Raw genomic sequence first — 18,086 nt, forward strand, 5'->3', positions numbered from 1 at the left:
TATTTCATGCTTCGCTTTATATTTGATACAATCAATACAAAAAACAGAATACGGGAATCCGTACATTTCAAAGTCTAAGAGGAGGTTATATTTTGTTGGATTACATTTGGCTAGATGACAAATCACCAATTTTAGAACAACTACCAAGAAACTTTAAATCTGCAGCTATATTGCTACATCCTTTTATCCAAATGCCTTTAGGATGGGAAAAGTCTGTGAGAAAAAGACCATATGAGCACATCTATCCTAGCGCTGAAGAAATCATTTATAATGGGAAATCCGTTTCTTGGAAGGAAATGATGTCTTGTAGTGGATTACATTCATACGCAGACCTAGCAATGGCCATGTTGACTTCCATTAGTGCCCTTTCAGAAGAATATAAAAGAGAGGATTTAGCTGAAAAGCTACATTCAAACTTAAAAAAAGATCTTTATTATCCAACAGAAGATTATACGTCTATATTTTTATTACACAAATTACTTAAACTCCTCGGTTCTAAAGGTGCAAAAAATCTATATTTCTCTGAACCAATTCTTGATACAAACGGATTATTACAGGTAAATAATACTACTCCATTAGATATTTGGGACATTAGCAATAATGAGTTAATTATTACTGGCGAAGATAATAAGTATGCGTTTATGAGTATATACGATTCCTTTACAACCTTATTATTAGCTAAAGAAGAAAATATAGAATATATTGTTCATTCAATGAACGTTGAAGCTATCATTTGTGACAAAAAAACGATGATTGATTGGTATTTTTAAATTAGTAATTTCTTAAACTATAAAAAAGAAACTTGCGCTTATACACAAGTTTCTTTTTTAAAACATCCTTATTTTTTCACAACTTCATGTCCACCGAACTGATTACGTAATGCTGAAACTACTTTTCCATGGAATGTATCATCTTCCTGAGAACGATAGCGCATAAATAATGACATAGCGATAACTGGTGCTGCAGCTTGAAGTTCAAGTGCAGTTTCAACAGTCCATTTTCCTTCTCCTGAAGAGTTCATTACACCTTTAATGCCATCTAGTTTCGGATCTTCTGCAAATGCTTTTTCAGTTAAGTCCATTAACCAACCACGGATAACTGATCCGTTAGCCCATACTTTTGCAACATCTTCATAATTGAAATCAAAGTCACTCTTATCTAGTACTTCAAATCCTTCAGCGATTGCTTGCATCATGCCGTACTCAATACCGTTATGAACCATTTTCAAGAAATGACCACTACCAACACGGCCAGCATAAGAATAGCCATTTTCTACTGCTAAATCTTTAAATAAAGGTTCTAATTGGTCGTAAATTTCTTTTTCTCCACCAACCATTAAGCAAGCACCGTATCTAGCTCCTTCTACACCGCCTGATGTACCGATATCTACATAATGTAATCCGAAGCTTTTTGCTTCTTCAGCACGGCGTAACGTATCTTTATAGAATGAATTTCCACCTTCAATAACGATATCACCTTCATCTAATAACGGATACACATCTTTTAATACTGACTCTACAACTTCTCCTGCAGGCACCATTACCCAAATTGTACGAGGAGCTTCTAGTTCAGCAATCATTTCTTTTAATGTATGACGTGCAGTAATTCCTAGTTTTCCTGCCTTTTCAACAAGCTCTTTATTTACATCGTATACAACTACTTCATGCTTGTCTTCATATAAGTGTTCAGCTAATGGGAATCCCATTTTTCCTAATCCAATTAATCCTAGTTTCATATTAATCAATCTCCTATTCTATACAAATATATTTAATATCGAAATTAGCCCAAGTGCTACTACAGATAATATAGTCTCCATTGCAGTCCATGTTAATAATGTTTCTTTCACAGTCATTCCGAAATACTCTTTAATCATCCAAAATCCTGAATCATTCACGTGTGATAAAATTAATGACCCTGCACCAGTTGCAAGTGCTAATAATTCAACATTTACACCTGGTGTGCTTGCTGCAATCGGCGCAACAATACCAGCTGCTGTCATCATAGAAACAGTTGCCGATCCAGTTGCAATTCGGATTAGTGCCGCAATTCCCCACCCTAATAATATCGGTGAAATATGTGATTCTTTCGCCATATCTGCAATTGTCGTTCCAATTCCAGAATCTAATAATACTTTATTAAATGCGCCGCCTGCACCAATCACTAACAATATGTTTGCAATAGGTCCAAGGCAATCATTTGTAAATTGTAACACTTTATCTTTTGAGAAACCTTTTGCATATCCAAGACTAAAGAAAGAGTAAATGGTTGCAATTAATAAAGCCACAATCGGATCTCCAATAAAGTGTAATACTTGTGCTAGTTGACTCGTTTTATTTAATGCAACTTCTGCTATTGATGCACCAAGCATAAGAAATACTGGAAGTAAAATTGTAAACAATGTATTCCAAAAGCTAGGAAGCTCTTTTTTATTATCTTTTTCAACAAATTGCTCCGCTATATCTAATGGTACTTCCTTATGTATACGAGCACCAATCCATTTCCCGTAAAGTGGACCTGAAATAATTGCAGTTGGAAGTCCGACAATTAACGCATATAAAATTGTCTTCCCTACATCTGCTTTAAAAATACCAACTGCCGCCATTGCCGCTGGATGCGGTGGAACAAGTCCGTGTACGACTGACAGTCCTGCTACTAGCGGAATACCAATTGTAATAAGTGATACCCCAGTTTCTAACGCAATTGTAAATACTAACGGAATTAATAGTACAAATCCAACTTGGAAAAATACCGGAATCCCTACTAAAAATGCAACGAACATCATCGCCCAGTGAACTCGTTTCTTCCCAAAACGATTAATTAATGTGTTAGCGATACGTTCAGCACCACCAGATTCGGCCATCATTTTTCCAAGCATCGTTCCTAGTGCTAAAACTATCGCTAAAAACCCTAACGTATTACCAAGCCCTAGTTTAATAGAATCAATAATCCCTGGATCTTTTGGTGAAGTTCCAATTAAAGGCATTCCCATTGCTAATCCTACACCAATTGCTGTTAAAATTAATGCGACAAATGGATGCCATTTTACTACCGTAATAAGTAAAAGTAGTATGACAACTGCCGCTAGTACGATCCCAACTACCATTTCTCCCAATCCCCCTATTGTTTACGTTGGAAAGCAGCTATACAATCAAATTCTTCTTTCAAGCGATTGTAAAGTCGTTCATACATATAAAACATTTCTAAATATATAGCCGTATTTTCTTTATTCGGTACATGGTGATGGACAATATCAATCCAATCCTTTACCTCTTCAAGAGAATCAATTTTTCCTACAGCATATAAAGCAACTGCCGCTGCCCCAAGCGCAGATGCTTCATGACTTTCAGGTACAAGCAATTCTTTTCCCATCATATCGGACAACATTTGTCTCCAAAATGCAGATTTTGCAAACCCTCCTGAAACTCGTATTTCAGTAAGTGGCCCTGTACAATCCCTGATTGCGAGTGCTACTGAATATACACTCATACAAACACCTTCCATCACTGCACGTATAAAATGTTCTCGCTTATGTTGAAGATTGATTCCAAAGAATGTACCACGAGCATTTGCATTCCAGTAAGGTGCGCGTTCTCCAGATAAGAAAGGTAAGAACAATAGCCCATCCGCTCCAGCTGGTACGCTTTCTGCATATTTAATTAATAAATCATAAGGATCAATGCCGAGCTTTCTTGCTACTTCTTGCTCTGGACTACCAAATTCATCACGTAACCATCTCAGTAATATTCCGCCGTTATTCGTTGGACCACCGATTACCCAGTGCTCATCTGTTAATGCGTAACAAAACGTTCTCCCTTTCTCATCTGTATTTATATTTGATGAGATTGTTCGAACCGCACCACTCGTTCCAATCGTAATTGCAGCCGCACCCGGTGATATCGCACCAACTCCTACATTTGCAAGAACCCCATCACTTGCTCCGATGACAATTGGTGTTTCTGCACTTATCCCCATCTTCTGTGCTAATTCTGGCTTCATACCTGATAAAATATATGTAGTTGGTACAGGGGTTGATAATTGTTCTGGTGACATATGTAACATAGTTAAAACATCTTCATCCCAGTTTAATGTTTCTAAATTAAATAACCCCGTAGCAGAAGCAATCGAATAATCAACTACGTAGCGTGAAAATAATTGGTAAATCACATACTCTTTAATGGAAATGAATTTATAGGCACTTGTATATAACTCTGGTTCCTCTTCTTTCATCCATAACAATTTAGAAAGTGGTGACATTGGATGAATCGGTGTACCTGTACGTCTATAAATCTCATGCCCATTCATTTGTTGTAATAATTTTTCTGATTGCTTCGTACTTCGATTATCTGCCCAAATGATAGAACGCGTTAATGGCGCACCATTTTCATCTACTGCAATTAATGCGTGCATAGCTGTACTAATACCGATTGAAGAAATATCTTCTGGTAATACATTACCTTTTTCAATGGCAACGCTTACACTTTTGTATACAGCGGCACATATTACATCAGGATCTTGCTCAGCCCATCCTACATTCGGTTGAATAATTGGGTAATCGATTGCATGTGATGCAATGACTTTTCCTTTTTCTGTGAACACAACCGTTTTTGTACTTGTGGTACCGATATCAATCCCGATTACTCTCCCCCTTGTTTCCATGCGAATCTTCCCTTCATTTCTAGCAAAATACGATTTAGTAAACCGTTTACATGAATTAGTATATAAAATATTTTTTCGTTTATCAAGTTATAAAAAGAAAATTTTTTTCATATCAAAAAATAAATCCCCTCATTCCATTTCACTTATATACTAAATTTAGCTTTTCCATGCGGTAAAATTACGTTATATTCGTTACGCAATACACTCTTTTCTCTCATTAACAACACATACATAGTCCTCCATACGTTCTACTTATTTGCTTGAAGAAAGAGTTGAAAAGCAATATTTATTTTTAGCGGTCACGTAACATCACCATCAAACCAAGAAAAGTAACTAACCGCAGAATGAGAATTCTGTGCATTTTACTCTTATTTATTGTTTTAGGTTCACTAGTCTTTTATCTTGATAAACATAGAGCGTGACCCCCTATTATCACTTTTTTATCTTGTAAATATATCTTGCATACTATAAAATCGAAAAGTATTTTTATTTTTCAGAAAAATAAAAACAATAACACGAAATTTATTGTATAATGTTGTAAAAAGATGTCGGAGGGATTTAATGTTAAATAAAATATCTCAATTCACAATTAAGCTTTCATCAATTCTTTTATCACTCTTACTATTATTAAATTTACCTTATTTATTTATTACTCAACACGGATTTACCTTTCAACCAATTTATTTTTTTAATCAGACCGTTACTATGTTAAAACAGGTTTTTTCCCCTGAATCATTAGTGATTATAGGATCAGACCCGAAGTTTGGCCATTTCAAAAAAACACCATTATTTCCAACTGTTTTAGAACCTTACCTATATTCATTTACTATATTATTTTTAGCCTTTTTTCTTGCTCTCTTTTTATCATCTAGCATGGCATTTTTTTATTTTTTAGCAAAAGATTATATAAAAAAATGGATAAACCGAATTGTGTTCATATTAGAAGCTGTCCCTGATATGATGATGATGATTTGTTTGCAAATTTTTTTCATATGGGTACTTCAGAAATTTGGGGAATCTCCTGTCACTATTATTTCCTTTAATGAAAATCGAGCTTATTTACTCCCTATTTTATCATTAGCTGTCTTACCTACATTACAAATGTTTCGGATGATGGTGTTATACATAAAAGAAGAGCAAGGAAAACATTACGTAGAGGTTGCATATGGAAAAGGCCTTTCATCAAGTTATATACTATGCATTCATTTATTCAAAAATATATCTATCCACTTCTTCCACCATTTAAAAACGATTTTTGTTTTCTTACTTTCTAATTTATTCATTTTAGAATTTGTTTTTAATATGGAAGGCATTATTCAATTTTTATTTAATAAGGCGTTTGTTTCACCTCCAGCTGCATTTATCATACTTGTTATGATTATTTTACCATTTTATGCTATTTTCCAAATAGTCTCATTCATGATGAATAGATGGAAAAAGCAATTGAAAGGAGTATCATTATGAAATCTATTTGGAAATCAAAACGCTTTTTAATCGGCTTTACTTATCTATTCATACTTATTTCAGCTAGTTTTATTTATAGTTGGTTCTTTAAAGATAACATCCCAAAACCTCCTCAGTTACTTTACAATGACAATAACGAATTACTTGGAAAGGCCCCCTTTCCGCCATCGTTAATTCCACCTTTTGGATCTGATCGTTTTGGAGAGTCTGTTTTCTTACAAATTGTAGAAGGAGCAAAATTCACTATTTTATTAGCCATGGCAATTAGCTTCTTTCGAATTTTATGCGGAACATGTATAGGAATCCTCTTAAGTTTATTTGCTCCAAAACTCAAAAGATTTTTCCAGTCATGCTCAGAAGTTTTTTATTATATTCCAACTCTATTTATCGCATTCATACTCATCACGCCCGTTAATATTATAATCACATCAAATGCTGATGGGGTAGATCCAAATATTTCATTTACGTTTTATCAAGTACTCGTACTTATTTTCGTCGCTCTGCCTACACTTTCTTTATACATATCCTCAGAGGTTGATGAATTTATGAAACAAGATTACATCTTAAGTTCACAATTACTGGGGGCTAGTCGTTTTCATATTATTAAAAAACACTTACGAGTCTTATTACTTGACCGCTTATTTGTATTATTTATGGAACATATCGTCCAAACACTCATACTCGTTATCCATTTAGCGCTGCTTAACATTGTAATTGGCGGCATACAAATGCGTGAACTCTATGACGGAGTGCTCAAACCTGTTTCTCTATCTAATGATTGGGCAGGTCTTATTGGATTAAATCGTAATGAAATGAATCTTTCATGGTGGATTATTTTTTATACTCTCGCTTCATTCTTTATTACGATTCTATTTATTAAGCTTATGACCATCGGGATTCAAGATGCACTGAAAGCAAGAGATTCGCAAATTGTAGCAATTCAAAACGTTCCAGATCATAAAAAATTTGTTAAACATAAAGATTCCTTTTCGTTTGCCAATAAAGTAAACCTTTAATCATTTCTCATTAATCAAGTATTAATTGGCATCGATATTAGTAGAAAATAAAGAAGATGATCCCTATTAAATACAGGGATCATCTTCTTATGCTGTCTAGCTTTTTTACATGTCCTTTGCTAGACTCATGCTTTTTATATTTAAAGTGAATTATTTGCAATCACAATTATGTTTTTTAAAATCAATTACCATACGCCCTTGAATTCTACCTTGTTCCATTTCTTCGAATACATTTTGTACTTTATCTAGAGAACAAGTTTGAACAACTGGCACTACTTTTCCTTCTGCCCCGAACATAAACGCCTCTTCCAAATCTTTACGAGTACCAACTAGAGAACCAACTACTTCAATTCCATCCAGTACAAGTCGTGGGATGTTTAAGTCCATTGTTTCTACTGGTAGCCCTACTGCAACTACTTTACCGCAAGCACGTACTGCATCAACTGCTGAGTTAAAGGCTACTTTAGAGACTGCTGTTACTACCGCAGCATAAGCGCCACCAAACTCCTCTTGCACAATTTTATCAGCAGGACCTTGAGAAATTGGATTGATAGTCATATCAGCACCAACTTCTTTCGCTAAGGCTAATTTGTCGTCATTAATGTCTACTGCGATTACCTTTGCACCAAATACATTTTTAGCATATTGGATAGCTAAGTTACCTAATCCACCGCAGCCATAGATTACAATAGGTTGACTAGGTTTAATATCTGATACTTTAATAGCTTTATATGTAGTTACACCAGCACAAGTAATTGATGATGCTTGAGCAGGATCTAATCCTTCTGGTACTTTTACCGCATAATCAGCTGTAACGATACATTGTTCAGCCATACCACCATCCACTGAATAACCAGCGTTTTTAACTTCACGGCAAAATGTTTCTCTACCAGTTACACAATATTCACAACGTCCACAAGATTGGAACATCCATGCAATACTTACACGGTCACCTATCTTTAGTGAAGTAACATCATCAGCTATTTTCGTAACAATACCTACACCCTCATGACCAAGAATACGGCCATCAGTGTTACCAAAATCATGATTCGCAACGTGTAAATCAGTGTGGCACACTCCACAATACTCTACATCTACTAACGCTTCACCTGAGTGTAACGGACGTAATTCTTTTTCAATCACTTCGATGTTTGCTTTGCTGTTTTTATTAACCACTACTGCTTTCATATGTGATCTCCCCTTTAGTGTTTTAGCATTTTAATGAGTTTATCTCACAACTACTTTCTTCACTACTTTGGCTAGTTATTGTACCAAATTTAAGTGTTCAATCATCATTACATCTTCATCATAACATGACACTTCATAAACAACTTGTGAAATTATGAACAATATTTGAATTATTACACAAATCGGTCTTTATTTTAAATTTTTAAAAATGAGAGTTTATCATTGACTATAAGTAAGTCACATATTTCTAAAACAAAATAAAGTAACAAACTTCTCACCGATAAAAAAGCTCTTCACTCAATATTTTCTACATGTAAACACTTAGTTTCACAGTAATATCCTTTGCCACCAACATAAACTTTTTCTATTTTATTTTTGCTATTGGTTGCTAATTTAACTAATATTTCAGAAGGCGAGTGTAGAGAATAACCTTGTTCAAATACATAGACTTCTTTTTTCAAGTAGTCCTGTTCATAAAGGTAGCAAGCTAATGCACCGTTCGAAGTTCCAGTCGCTGCTTCTTCATTGATGTCGTATAGCGGAGCAAAATTTCTGCATATAATTCGATTGTCATTAAAAGTATATAAATGCATCCCGACAACATTATAATACTTGCTGATTTCTTTAATTTTTTCAAAATTAGGTTGCAGTGCATATAATTGTATTTCGCTTTTTATAGGAATTAAAATATCTTTTAAGCCCGTGGAGACAATTTGAATTGGGTATTTATTGTCTATATCTTTACTATCAAAACAGTCGGTGAACTCATTTGGAGATACAACATCATAGAATATCGGTTTATTTTGTTCCATGAATATGATGTCATCTGTTATAGTAATAGTAAGAACACCGCTGTTCGTTTCAATCGTATAGCGATTCCTGAAAAGTTTATTTAAATGCATCAGTATCGCGAAAGAGCCAATTGTGGCATGACCACATAAATCAACTTCTTCTTTTGGAGTAAAATACTCAAATTTATAATCAGCAAGTTCAGATTCTGATATAAATGCGGTTTCCGCATAACCCAGTTGTTTGGCTATTTCCATTTTTTGAGTAGTGGTCAATGTATTTGTATTCTCAATAAATACCACTCCTGCTTTATTTCCGCCTTTATGATCCTTGCTAAATGCACTTGCAACATAAACAGATATTTTCATAAGACATCTTCCTCACTTATAGTAAATTATAGTATAGAAAGCACTACATATAAATTCCATTGGATAAATTATCCCTAAAATAAGAAACAAACTATTTTTAGCATTTGAACTCTCCAAAAATAGTTTGTCTACAGTCTGAAAGCTCTTCATTTGAAGAGCTTTTTTTATATTCGCTTCATCGAAATCGTTTCACGTATACTTTGTAAATTTTTTAGAGTTTCCTCTTGTCGCTGCAACGACAACCCTACATACAAAGTATCTAATAAGCTTAACTGTGCTAATCGTGATGAACTTGCTTCTGTGCGGAATTCAGTCTCACGTGTTGATGTATATAACGTTATATCAGCAAGTTGACTTAATGCTGATTTCTTATAGCTCGTAATCGCAATAATTTTGGCCCCTCTTGCTTTCGCTACTTCTAACGCTTCAAGTAATCCTTTATTGCTACCAGAATGAGAAATACCAATAACAACTGAATTTTCCGAGAGTAAACCTGCTCCCATAATTTGAAAATGCGAATCAGTATGAGCGATACAAGAAATACCCGTTCTCATAAACTTATGATACGCATCCATTGCAATAATACCAGAGCCACCATTTCCATAAAACTCAATTCGACTTGCTTCTTGTAAGGCTCGTACAGCCTGCTCAAGTGCCGTTTCATTAAGCAAATGTAAAGTATCTTGCAGTCCTGTAATATGCGAATGAAAAACTTTTTTAGCAACAGTTACCATACTATCTTCTGCTGATACCTCTTCATGGATATTTTGCATCGGTGTATGTACAATTTCACGAGCTAATGTAATCTTTAAATCTTGAAAACCTTGCAAACCAAGGTTTTTACATAAGCGGAATATCGTAGCTTCGGAACTATTCGTAACTTCAGCTAATTCTGTAATAGATTTATGTACAACATCTTGTGGATGTTTCAAAATATGTTCGGCAATACTTCGCAATTTCGGTGATAAACCATTTAACGAAGCCTGAATCTTTCCAATCCCACTTCTTGTACCAGGCATAGCATATCCTCCCCTTCCATCGTAGCTTTATCCTGTAAAAACCGATTAGTTAAACTAATCATCAGTGGGGATGGTCCCCCACTGATTAGAGTTTCACTTTATTGTACCTAATTATCGAAAGAAGAAAAACCTATATTAGGGATTACTATAAATTTTAATTGCTCCTATGTATTCTGTCATACGATATAACAGAATTATTCATGCTTATGAATAATTCTCTCCATGTTTCACTGCGTATAATGCGGCTTGCGTACGATCATCCACTTCCAATTTAGCTAAAACGTTTGAAACGTGTGTTTTCACAGTTTGTTCTGTAATATGAAGTTCTGCTGCAATCTCCTTGTTGCTTCTTCCTTTCGCAATTTCGCGAAGTACCTCTTGCTCTCTTTTCGTTAACATTGAAAAAGGATTTTCTACTTCCTTCTTTACTGCAGAACGCCCCATTAATGCAGGTGTTACTTTCGGGTGAAAATTCGCATTTCCTTGATGTACTGCAATAATAGAAGCGACAAGTTGCTCAGGTTGTACTTCTTTTAATTGATAACCATCTGCTCCAGCTTCAAGTGCTGGTATAACATAATCTTGCTCTGAAAAACTACTTAATATAAGTACCTTTATTGTCTCATCATATTGCTTTAGACGTTTTGTTGCCTCAATTCCATCCATTTTCGGCATCGATACATCCATTAGTACGACATCTGGTCTTTCTTTTTGCACGAAATGTAATGCCTCTTCGCCATTTTCCGCTTCCCCAATAATTTCAAATTCTTCTCTCGTTTTCAAAAAGAATACAAGTCCTCTTCGAACGATATGATGATCCTCAACTAGTAGCAGTTTAATCTTCAACCTTATTCTCCCCTTCAAATCGGCAATTGAATTTCTATTTTTGTACCCTTTTTCAGCTCTGTTATAATTTGAAACGATCCCTTCATTAACTGAATACGTTCCTTCATACTTTTCAGGCCAAGTGCTGATTCCCTTACATGTTCTTGTATAAATCCTATTCCATTGTCTTCTATGTAAAAATGTAACTGGTTATTTTCTATTTTCAAAAGAATATGTACCTTTTCACACGAAGCATGCTTTTTACAATTATGTAGCGCCTCTTGGCTAATACGCCATAAAACTTCTTCTATTTCATCCCCAATTGAAACCATCCCATCAATTCGAACTTCCACTTGAACTCCTAATAACTTCCCGTAATTTTGAATTGCTTCTGCTAATCCTTTCTCCAATCCTTCAGGTCTTAATTGCCAAATTAATAGCGTCATCTCTTGTAATGCTTCTTGTGATAATTCCCCAATATAACTTAACATCTCTTGCAATTCTCTATCTTGCGTCATATTCAGAGTACCTTTCGCCGTTAGCATAATAGAAAATAACAATTGTTTTACTGAATCATGTAAATCACGTGCAAGGCGATTTCTTTCCGCTACCACTACATATTTACGTTCTTTCTCAACTAATTGAATACGTTGTATTGTCGTTCCAATTTGAAATGCAATTGATTCTAATAATGCTAACTCTTCCTCAGAAAAATGAGTCTTATGAGGTGCAGCCACATTTAGTAGACCAAATTTTTCTGATCCAGACCTAAGCGGAATTGTCGCATGATGTGTAACATCTTCTGTCTCTCCCCAATTACATTCAATTGCATCTTCTATTCGCTTACATTCAATAATATTAGTCGCTTTTTCCAATCTCCCATTCACAAAACGTTCTACACACCAACAGTTTCCTTCACACATCGGCTTCTTCTTTTGCCACGTAAGAGCCTCTGGTAAATTTTCGTCTACAAGCATGCTGTGCTTTCCACTTTCATCAATAAAGAATATCCACCCTGTTTGTAAATTCATTACTTGTAACAATGTATGCAACACTTTTTCCAACATATGCTGTAAGTTTGTTGCTTCATTTAATAATTCAGCAATTTCTTTTAATGCTTCTAAACGACGCATCTCTTTTTCTTCAAAGTTCATTCTCATCACCAACTACAATTATAACATTAAGAAATTTCTAAATTCTATAAATAAAAAAAGAACCGAATTCCTTCAGCCCTTTCTTTATATCAATCATTTTATTATTGTTATTCTATCCAATGTTGGAAGCAGAATTTTTGTTAACAAACGATTCTACTTTAGCTGTCCGATAAAGATTGTCCACCATGGATATGCTGTAAACCTTCAGTAGTAACAACCATATTCGCTGCTGGCATTTGCACTTGATTCTTATGGAACATAGACATTAATTCAAATCTTACTTGTCTAGAAGTTTCAAAATAATCTTCTGGCTTTATTAAACCTGTAATACAAAATTCATAGCCAACATATTTCAAGTTAGGATTTAAGTCTGTAACACCGACGTATTTAAATGGTTCAACAGCCTCATCCTCTACTCTATAAAGAGTTTGATTCAATTCTTCATTACATATAATACATACTTCTTCTAACAATTCCTTCACTCTTGTTGGATCTTCCTGATAACTTACCGTGATGCGTTCAATTACACGCATCCATCCTTTATTAAAATTTTGTATCGTTCTAATCTCTCCGTGCGGGATGGTAAGTAGTTTTCCTGACCATTCACGAATTTGCATAAAACGAATACTAATCTCTTCAATAGTTCCTGAATTTGTTCCGTTAAAAGTTACAAAATCACCAACCCGAAACTCTTTGTCCGCTAATCTTGCAAAGCCTAATATAACATCTTTTAGCATCTGTTGTGCAGCAAAACCGATGACAACTCCAGCTATCCCTGCACCTGCAATAATACTTTTTATATCTACAAATTGGCTAATTAAATATATGATAAGACTGATGATAATGATATATCTAAAAATAGATCGAATTACACTTTGAATCGTCTGCTCTACCTCTTCATCAAAAAAGCTTGATTTCCTAAAAAACCAATCAATAATACGGTTTATTACAAAAGAAATAATGATTAAAACTAAAGCAAATAGTAAAAATCTTAAAAGTAAAAACTCTCTTACATAATTAAAAAATTCTTCAGTATACGTTAATAAGCTCATTTAACCACTTCCTTACTAATTAAAAAATTCATAATCGCCTAAGTTTGTTCCAGAAAAATCTATTATCCTAATCTAAAATGCCACTATCCTTACTATGTATTTTGACTCTATTACTAATTCACCTTAAACAGTATGTCTAGGTGTTCTTTTTCCTTTCCCTTTAAATATACCCTTTTTAATAACCTAAGGGGGGAGCAAATCGTGAAATTTTTTTATACGTTAAAACTTTATTCATCTCATTACGATTTCAACTCATTTATTCATTAACTACGTAAAAAAAGAGCTGAATTTATCAGCTCTTTTATTCAATATTAATTGTTGTCTTACTACTTTTTTCTTCTTTCAATTTTGGCAATTCAATTGTCAATACGCCATCTTTATAATTTGCTTTAACATTTTCTTCCTCAACTTGTTTAAAATTAAAGCGTCGAGTTACAGAACCTATAGAACGTTCTTTACGAATATATGTGCCATTCTCGTCTTTTTCTTCTACTTCATTATGATTCGTTGCTTGGATCGTTAATATATCTTGTTCAAAATCAACTTGAATGTTTTCTTTTTGAAAACCTGGTAAATCTGCTTTCACAGTATATTTACCAGATTGCTCATGAACATCTACTTTAAAAGTATCCATGTTCAGTGGCTTAAAGAAAGCATCTGTCATCCCTTCTAATAAAGAAGGCCCAAAATCAAAAATGCCATTTTGACGTTTTGTTATCTCTGGAAATAAATTACGCATATTTTTTCCTCCTTATTATTTATGAATGAAAGATTATCTCTTTCTGCCTTTATTATAACATTTGGTCAAAAAAGGTCAAAGTTTTTGTTTGACCTTTTTTGATGTATATTTTACCAAATAAAACAAATAAGTTATATGTCATCTCTCCCCTTATAAAGAGGAATATATCTACATAATAACGAATAGTTTATTTGCTCTTATTTTTTCTTACGGAGGTTACATACAATGGGATATATTGAAGAACTTAGAAAAGTTGTCGGATCAAGACCACTCAATCTAGCAGGAGTTGCTGTAGCTGTTTTCAATGAACAAGGACAAATAAAAGAGACCTTTTTTAAAGGCCTCTTTTTTCACTTCACTTCTGCATGTAAGCATGACTTAAAATGTCCAAGTGCATATTCATGCCCTTGTGCATTAAAAGATGCAACCGCCTTTTCATAAACAACAATTTTAAACCCTTTATTATAAGCATCTACTGCTGTATGAAGAACACAAATATCGGTACAAACACCTACAAGATGAACTTCTTCTATTCCTCTTTCTCTTAGCTTCATATCTAAATCCGTTCCAGCAAATGCACTATACCGTGTTTTATCCATATAATATACATTCTCTGCATTTTTATATGTTTCGTACACATCTTGTAATTCACCAAACAAATCTCTTCCACTTGTACCAGCTATATTATGGGGCGGGAATAACTTTGATTCTGGATGATATACATCATTTTCTTCATGTTTATCAATAGCAAAGACAACGTAATCTCCATTTTCAATATATTGCTTCGTTATATGTACAATTTCCTTCTCAATTTCCTGTCCTGGTTTCCCGCAAGTTAAAGCCCCCTTTTCCGCTACAAAATCATATGTATAATCAATATTAATAAGAGCTCGTTTCATAACCACTATCTCTCCTTCTTCTGTTTCACAGTAAACAATAGAAAATTTGTTATTACGACATCGTATGTACTATTCGACATTTCAAATGAAATACCTACATTTTTCTTCTGAAACTTACCTTAGTCCGAGTTTATCATATAATAGATAAACAATGGTAAAACAAATAACTCCTATTAACAAGTCATGAATTTGATAATTGAGCGTTATTTGCATAAACTCTTGTATCGTAAACCAAATTACTGCCATCATTAGGCTAATCAAAATGATACGAATACACCAATTCACGTATTCAACCTCTTTCTCTGTCATAGTAGTAACAAGTGATTACTTCCTATTTAATCGTATTAGAAAATGAAATAAGTTATTCACTCTTGCACACTCTAGTCCAAACAAAAAAGTACACTACTTTTTGAGTAATGTACTTTTTATTCTTATTAAGACGCAGGTTTTGTCTCAAATGTTGCTTGATTAAAACTAATAACCTTTCCTTTCGGATCATTGTTTTCATACTGAACTGCAGTAATTGTATGACTACCTGTTTCCAGCGTTTTTTCTTTTAACTGCACTGTTGTCTGCGTTGTACTAGTTACTTGATGTTTATCTGTATACATTTGATCTACAAATACGAATGTTTCTTTATCACTTTGAAAATTAGAAAGTTCTAATTCAACTTGCTGAATTAACGTATCCTTTTTGATGAATACAGTCGGTATATTGCCGTTTTCAGAAGTACCATCTGGAGTAATAACTTTTACTTTCCCTTCTCCAATTGACATTGCTCCTTCAGGAAATACAACCATATTCTCATCACTTGCGTTTACAACTTGTTCTTCCTGTTTTGATTGCGCGTCCTCTTTTTCCTGTGGAGCACCGCAACCAACTAATAACAATACAGACAATCCAGTGATTATGAATTTTTTCAAAATTCATCCCCCCTGTAACTTCATTATAATTTATTATACAAAAATAACTTTTAAATTTTGAGACTACATTCAACACTTTCATGAACAAATAGAATCCTGCTCACGATTAATGTATCATACTTTCCTTAATAGAACATTAATTTTTTTTATGAAATAAATAGTAATTCCCTCTTATCTATCATTTTAGCCCAACATATGAATTACATACCCTCAAAAATAAAAAGACATTGTTAATTCAATGTCTTTTCTATACAGCAATTAAAAAACAAACGTTGTAATCTCATCTACTTCTTTTCTTGGAAGTTTCTTCGGTTTATCTTTCGGAAATCCGAGTGAAATAACCATATTTATTTGTTTTTCAGGCTCAATTTGTAAATATTGGCGCAGTTCATCTTGAGCTAGCAATACTGGCCCTGTCATTGGACAAGTACCAAGTCCCTTTGCATGTGCAGCTAACATTAAGTTTTGTGCCGCTAAACAGCTACTCTTAATGCCTTCTTCTTCCCAAACTGAATCTGGAACAAAAGCAATTGGATCAAATATCTTTTCACGGAACTTTGATTCATATGGTGTTGCCAAACATACGATTAATACTGGTGCCTCCGAGAAAGCTGTTGCATATGGTCCGAAAGAACGTGTAAGTAATTTCCCTGCTTTCTCTTCTCCATTTTCTGCTGCTTTTGCCGCAAGTTTATGTAATGCATCCCACGTCATTTGTTCAATTTCTTTAATCTTCTCTCGATTCATGATAACTAAGAATTCCCACGTTTGTGAATTCGTATCACTTGGTGCGTAACGAGCACAATCAATTATTTCTTTTATATCATTAGTAGATACTTCTTGATCTGTAAACTTTCTAACACTTCGTCTTCCGTGAATTACTTCTTTAAAATCTTCATAATTCATATATTAAATCCCCTTTTTACAGCGTTTTCAAAACTTGTCCTATGCTTGAATTATATCATGAAAAAAAGCTGGAAGAATACCAGCTTTTTTCTTCATGATTAATTTGTCACTTTCAACAAACGAATACTCTCTTCGTATGCAGCTTGTAGTTTTTTCGTAATTGTTCCTCTTTCACCAGCCCCGAACTGTTCATCACCAATTTGAACGACTGGGAATATTTCAAGTGGCGTCGCTGTAAAGAAGCACTCCTCAGCCTCATATACTTCTTGTAATGAAAACTCTCGCTCCTCTACATCGATATGTAACTCTTTCGCTAATGTAATTACATAGTGACGTGTAATACCATGTAAAATGAAATGATCCGCTGGATGTGTAATCAACTTATTATTCTTCACGATAAAGAAATTGGAATGACACCCTTCAGTCACAATACCATCTCGTACTAATATTGCTTCTTGATACCCTTGTTCATTTATTTTGTTTTTGATCATGATATTAGGAAGCAAATTTAAAGATTTTATATGGCAAAACTTCCACCTGATGTCCTCTTCTACTGTCACCTTAATCCCTGCCTCCATTGAAGCAACTGGTCTTGGGAACGAAACAAGATTTGCAAAATATGTCGGTTGTAAATCTGATTCATATAAATGATTGCGCGGTTGTGCACCTCTTGATATTTGTAAATATACATTCCCATCTTCTTGAAATTGATTTTTTTCAATCATTTGATATAACTCTTCTACTAATTCTTCCTTCGTAAATGGTGGAATTAGTTTTATTTCTGCCATAGAGTTAAAGAATCGTTCCAAATGTAAATCTAATAAATGAGGCTTGCCATCGTATAGTCTAAATACTTCATAAATCCCATCACCAAATTGGAAGCCTCGCTCTTCTAATGCTACCATCGGCTGTTCTTCTTTCGTATTAATCATTCTCCCATTAAACAAGATCCAATCTTTATGAATAGCTTTCATTCTTCCCCACTCCTTTATCACATGATTGATTTTATTGTACAACTTATGACACCCTGAAAGAAGGAATTTTCTGTATTTTTACAAACTAAAAATACATCACTTCGTAAAAGTGAT

18 protein-coding genes and 1 pseudogene are annotated in these 18,086 nt (G+C 34.1%); 4 read left to right on the forward strand and 15 right to left on the reverse strand.

The window, feature by feature from the left end:
* Positions 1–92 precede the first annotated feature (92 nt).
* Positions 93–770, forward strand: coding sequence for a DUF2711 domain-containing protein (locus tag ACZDYH_RS13080; protein WP_474886391.1), 678 nt, complete (start codon positions 93–95; stop codon positions 768–770).
* A 68-nt stretch (positions 771–838) separates the two neighbouring features.
* On the opposite strand, the gene gnd is transcribed toward ACZDYH_RS13080, so the two are convergent.
* Genes gnd through gntK form a run of 3 tightly spaced genes read right to left on the reverse strand, consistent with a single transcriptional unit; the run spans position 839 to position 4,656 of the window.
* Positions 839–1,735, reverse strand: a complete 897-nt coding sequence (gnd, locus tag ACZDYH_RS13085) for a phosphogluconate dehydrogenase (NAD(+)-dependent, decarboxylating) (protein WP_000765995.1) — start codon at positions 1,733–1,735, stop codon at positions 839–841.
* Between the two features lie 18 nt (positions 1,736–1,753).
* Entirely contained in the window at positions 1,754–3,103 is a 1,350-nt protein-coding gene (locus tag ACZDYH_RS13090) for a GntP family permease (RefSeq protein WP_000260208.1), read from the reverse strand.
* A gap of 14 nt (positions 3,104–3,117) precedes the next feature.
* Complete coding sequence (gntK, locus tag ACZDYH_RS13095; protein WP_000449999.1) at positions 3,118–4,656, reverse strand: gluconokinase; 1,539 nt, start codon at positions 4,654–4,656, stop codon at positions 3,118–3,120.
* A 561-nt stretch (positions 4,657–5,217) separates the two neighbouring features.
* On the opposite strand from gntK, the gene ACZDYH_RS13100 reads away from it, so the two are divergent.
* Positions 5,218–6,120: an ABC transporter permease subunit gene (locus ACZDYH_RS13100; protein ID WP_016122433.1), complete on the forward strand. Its 903-nt coding sequence runs from the start codon at positions 5,218–5,220 to the stop codon at positions 6,118–6,120.
* A complete protein-coding gene (locus tag ACZDYH_RS13105) occupies positions 6,117–7,136 on the forward strand; it encodes an ABC transporter permease (protein WP_000836565.1) in 1,020 nt (339 codons plus the stop codon). Before ACZDYH_RS13100 ends, ACZDYH_RS13105 begins: the two co-directional genes overlap by 4 nt.
* A gap of 150 nt (positions 7,137–7,286) precedes the next feature.
* Here ACZDYH_RS13105 and adhP read toward each other — a convergent pair whose 3' ends face one another.
* From adhP to ACZDYH_RS13140, 7 genes are all read right to left on the reverse strand, one after another.
* Complete coding sequence (adhP, locus tag ACZDYH_RS13110) at positions 7,287–8,324, reverse strand: alcohol dehydrogenase AdhP (protein ID WP_000649119.1); 1,038 nt, start codon at positions 8,322–8,324, stop codon at positions 7,287–7,289.
* 293 nt (positions 8,325–8,617) lie between these two features.
* The gene (locus ACZDYH_RS13115; protein WP_016122431.1) at positions 8,618–9,481 is read right to left on the reverse strand and encodes a PhzF family phenazine biosynthesis protein; all 864 of its coding nucleotides are present in this window, start codon (positions 9,479–9,481) and stop codon (positions 8,618–8,620) included.
* 164 nt (positions 9,482–9,645) lie between these two features.
* Entirely contained in the window at positions 9,646–10,500 is an 855-nt protein-coding gene (locus ACZDYH_RS13120) for a MurR/RpiR family transcriptional regulator (protein ID WP_001119646.1), read from the reverse strand.
* A gap of 204 nt (positions 10,501–10,704) precedes the next feature.
* Positions 10,705–11,346: a two-component system response regulator CasR gene (casR, locus tag ACZDYH_RS13125; RefSeq protein ID WP_000694629.1), complete on the reverse strand. Its 642-nt coding sequence runs from the start codon at positions 11,344–11,346 to the stop codon at positions 10,705–10,707.
* 14 nt (positions 11,347–11,360) lie between these two features.
* Positions 11,361–12,479: a two-component system sensor histidine kinase CasK gene (gene casK / locus ACZDYH_RS13130; protein WP_016122430.1), complete on the reverse strand. Its 1,119-nt coding sequence runs from the start codon at positions 12,477–12,479 to the stop codon at positions 11,361–11,363.
* A gap of 158 nt (positions 12,480–12,637) precedes the next feature.
* Entirely contained in the window at positions 12,638–13,531 is an 894-nt protein-coding gene (locus tag ACZDYH_RS13135; RefSeq protein WP_000055426.1) for a mechanosensitive ion channel family protein, read from the reverse strand.
* Positions 13,532–13,832: 301 nt separating this feature from the next.
* Entirely contained in the window at positions 13,833–14,270 is a 438-nt protein-coding gene (locus ACZDYH_RS13140) for an Hsp20/alpha crystallin family protein (protein WP_016122429.1), read from the reverse strand.
* 225 nt (positions 14,271–14,495) lie between these two features.
* On the opposite strand from ACZDYH_RS13140, the pseudogene ACZDYH_RS13145 reads away from it, so the two are divergent.
* Positions 14,496–14,591, forward strand: a pseudogene (locus ACZDYH_RS13145) (NUDIX hydrolase); the annotation flags it as partial.
* 29 nt (positions 14,592–14,620) lie between these two features.
* On the opposite strand, the gene ACZDYH_RS13150 reads toward ACZDYH_RS13145, so the two are convergent.
* The 5 genes from ACZDYH_RS13150 to dat form a co-directional block, all read right to left on the reverse strand.
* Positions 14,621–15,169, reverse strand: a complete 549-nt coding sequence (locus tag ACZDYH_RS13150; protein ID WP_000816761.1) for a cysteine hydrolase family protein — start codon at positions 15,167–15,169, stop codon at positions 14,621–14,623.
* A 114-nt stretch (positions 15,170–15,283) separates the two neighbouring features.
* A complete protein-coding gene (locus ACZDYH_RS13155; protein WP_033686798.1) occupies positions 15,284–15,478 on the reverse strand; it encodes a hypothetical protein in 195 nt (64 codons plus the stop codon).
* A 125-nt stretch (positions 15,479–15,603) separates the two neighbouring features.
* Positions 15,604–16,092 carry a putative periplasmic lipoprotein gene (locus ACZDYH_RS13160; protein WP_000713496.1) on the reverse strand — a complete coding sequence of 163 codons (489 nt, stop codon included), beginning with the start codon at positions 16,090–16,092 and terminating at the stop codon, positions 15,604–15,606.
* Positions 16,093–16,350: 258 nt separating this feature from the next.
* Complete coding sequence (locus tag ACZDYH_RS13165) at positions 16,351–16,998, reverse strand: nitroreductase family protein (protein WP_001105284.1); 648 nt, start codon at positions 16,996–16,998, stop codon at positions 16,351–16,353.
* Positions 16,999–17,096: 98 nt separating this feature from the next.
* A complete protein-coding gene (gene dat / locus ACZDYH_RS13170; RefSeq protein WP_000643832.1) occupies positions 17,097–17,972 on the reverse strand; it encodes a D-amino-acid transaminase in 876 nt (291 codons plus the stop codon).
* Positions 17,973–18,086: the final 114 nt, after the last annotated feature.

Source organism: Bacillus sp. EB V-12 (assembly GCF_056158125.1).

What these genes read in the sequence shown, in the direction of transcription:
- gnd (WP_000765995.1), bottom strand. Translation starts at nt 1,735, where the DNA reads ATGAAACTAGGATTAATTGGATTAGGAAAAATGGGATTCCCATTAGCT.
- ACZDYH_RS13090 (WP_000260208.1), bottom strand. Translation starts at nt 3,103, where the DNA reads ATGGTAGTTGGGATCGTACTAGCGGCAGTTGTCATACTACTTTTACTT.
- gntK (WP_000449999.1), bottom strand. Translation starts at nt 4,656, where the DNA reads ATGGAAACAAGGGGGAGAGTAATCGGGATTGATATCGGTACCACAAGT.
- ACZDYH_RS13100 (WP_016122433.1), top strand. Translation starts at nt 5,218, where the DNA reads ATGTTAAATAAAATATCTCAATTCACAATTAAGCTTTCATCAATTCTT.
- ACZDYH_RS13105 (WP_000836565.1), top strand. Translation starts at nt 6,117, where the DNA reads ATGAAATCTATTTGGAAATCAAAACGCTTTTTAATCGGCTTTACTTAT.
- adhP (WP_000649119.1), bottom strand. Translation starts at nt 8,324, where the DNA reads ATGAAAGCAGTAGTGGTTAATAAAAACAGCAAAGCAAACATCGAAGTG.
- ACZDYH_RS13115 (WP_016122431.1), bottom strand. Translation starts at nt 9,481, where the DNA reads ATGAAAATATCTGTTTATGTTGCAAGTGCATTTAGCAAGGATCATAAA.
- ACZDYH_RS13120 (WP_001119646.1), bottom strand. Translation starts at nt 10,500, where the DNA reads ATGCCTGGTACAAGAAGTGGGATTGGAAAGATTCAGGCTTCGTTAAAT.
- casK (WP_016122430.1), bottom strand. Translation starts at nt 12,479, where the DNA reads ATGAACTTTGAAGAAAAAGAGATGCGTCGTTTAGAAGCATTAAAAGAA.
- ACZDYH_RS13135 (WP_000055426.1), bottom strand. Translation starts at nt 13,531, where the DNA reads ATGAGCTTATTAACGTATACTGAAGAATTTTTTAATTATGTAAGAGAG.
- ACZDYH_RS13140 (WP_016122429.1), bottom strand. Translation starts at nt 14,270, where the DNA reads ATGCGTAATTTATTTCCAGAGATAACAAAACGTCAAAATGGCATTTTT.
- ACZDYH_RS13150 (WP_000816761.1), bottom strand. Translation starts at nt 15,169, where the DNA reads ATGAAACGAGCTCTTATTAATATTGATTATACATATGATTTTGTAGCG.
- ACZDYH_RS13155 (WP_033686798.1), bottom strand. Translation starts at nt 15,478, where the DNA reads ATGACAGAGAAAGAGGTTGAATACGTGAATTGGTGTATTCGTATCATT.
- ACZDYH_RS13165 (WP_001105284.1), bottom strand. Translation starts at nt 16,998, where the DNA reads ATGAATTATGAAGATTTTAAAGAAGTAATTCACGGAAGACGAAGTGTT.
- dat (WP_000643832.1), bottom strand. Translation starts at nt 17,972, where the DNA reads ATGAAAGCTATTCATAAAGATTGGATCTTGTTTAATGGGAGAATGATT.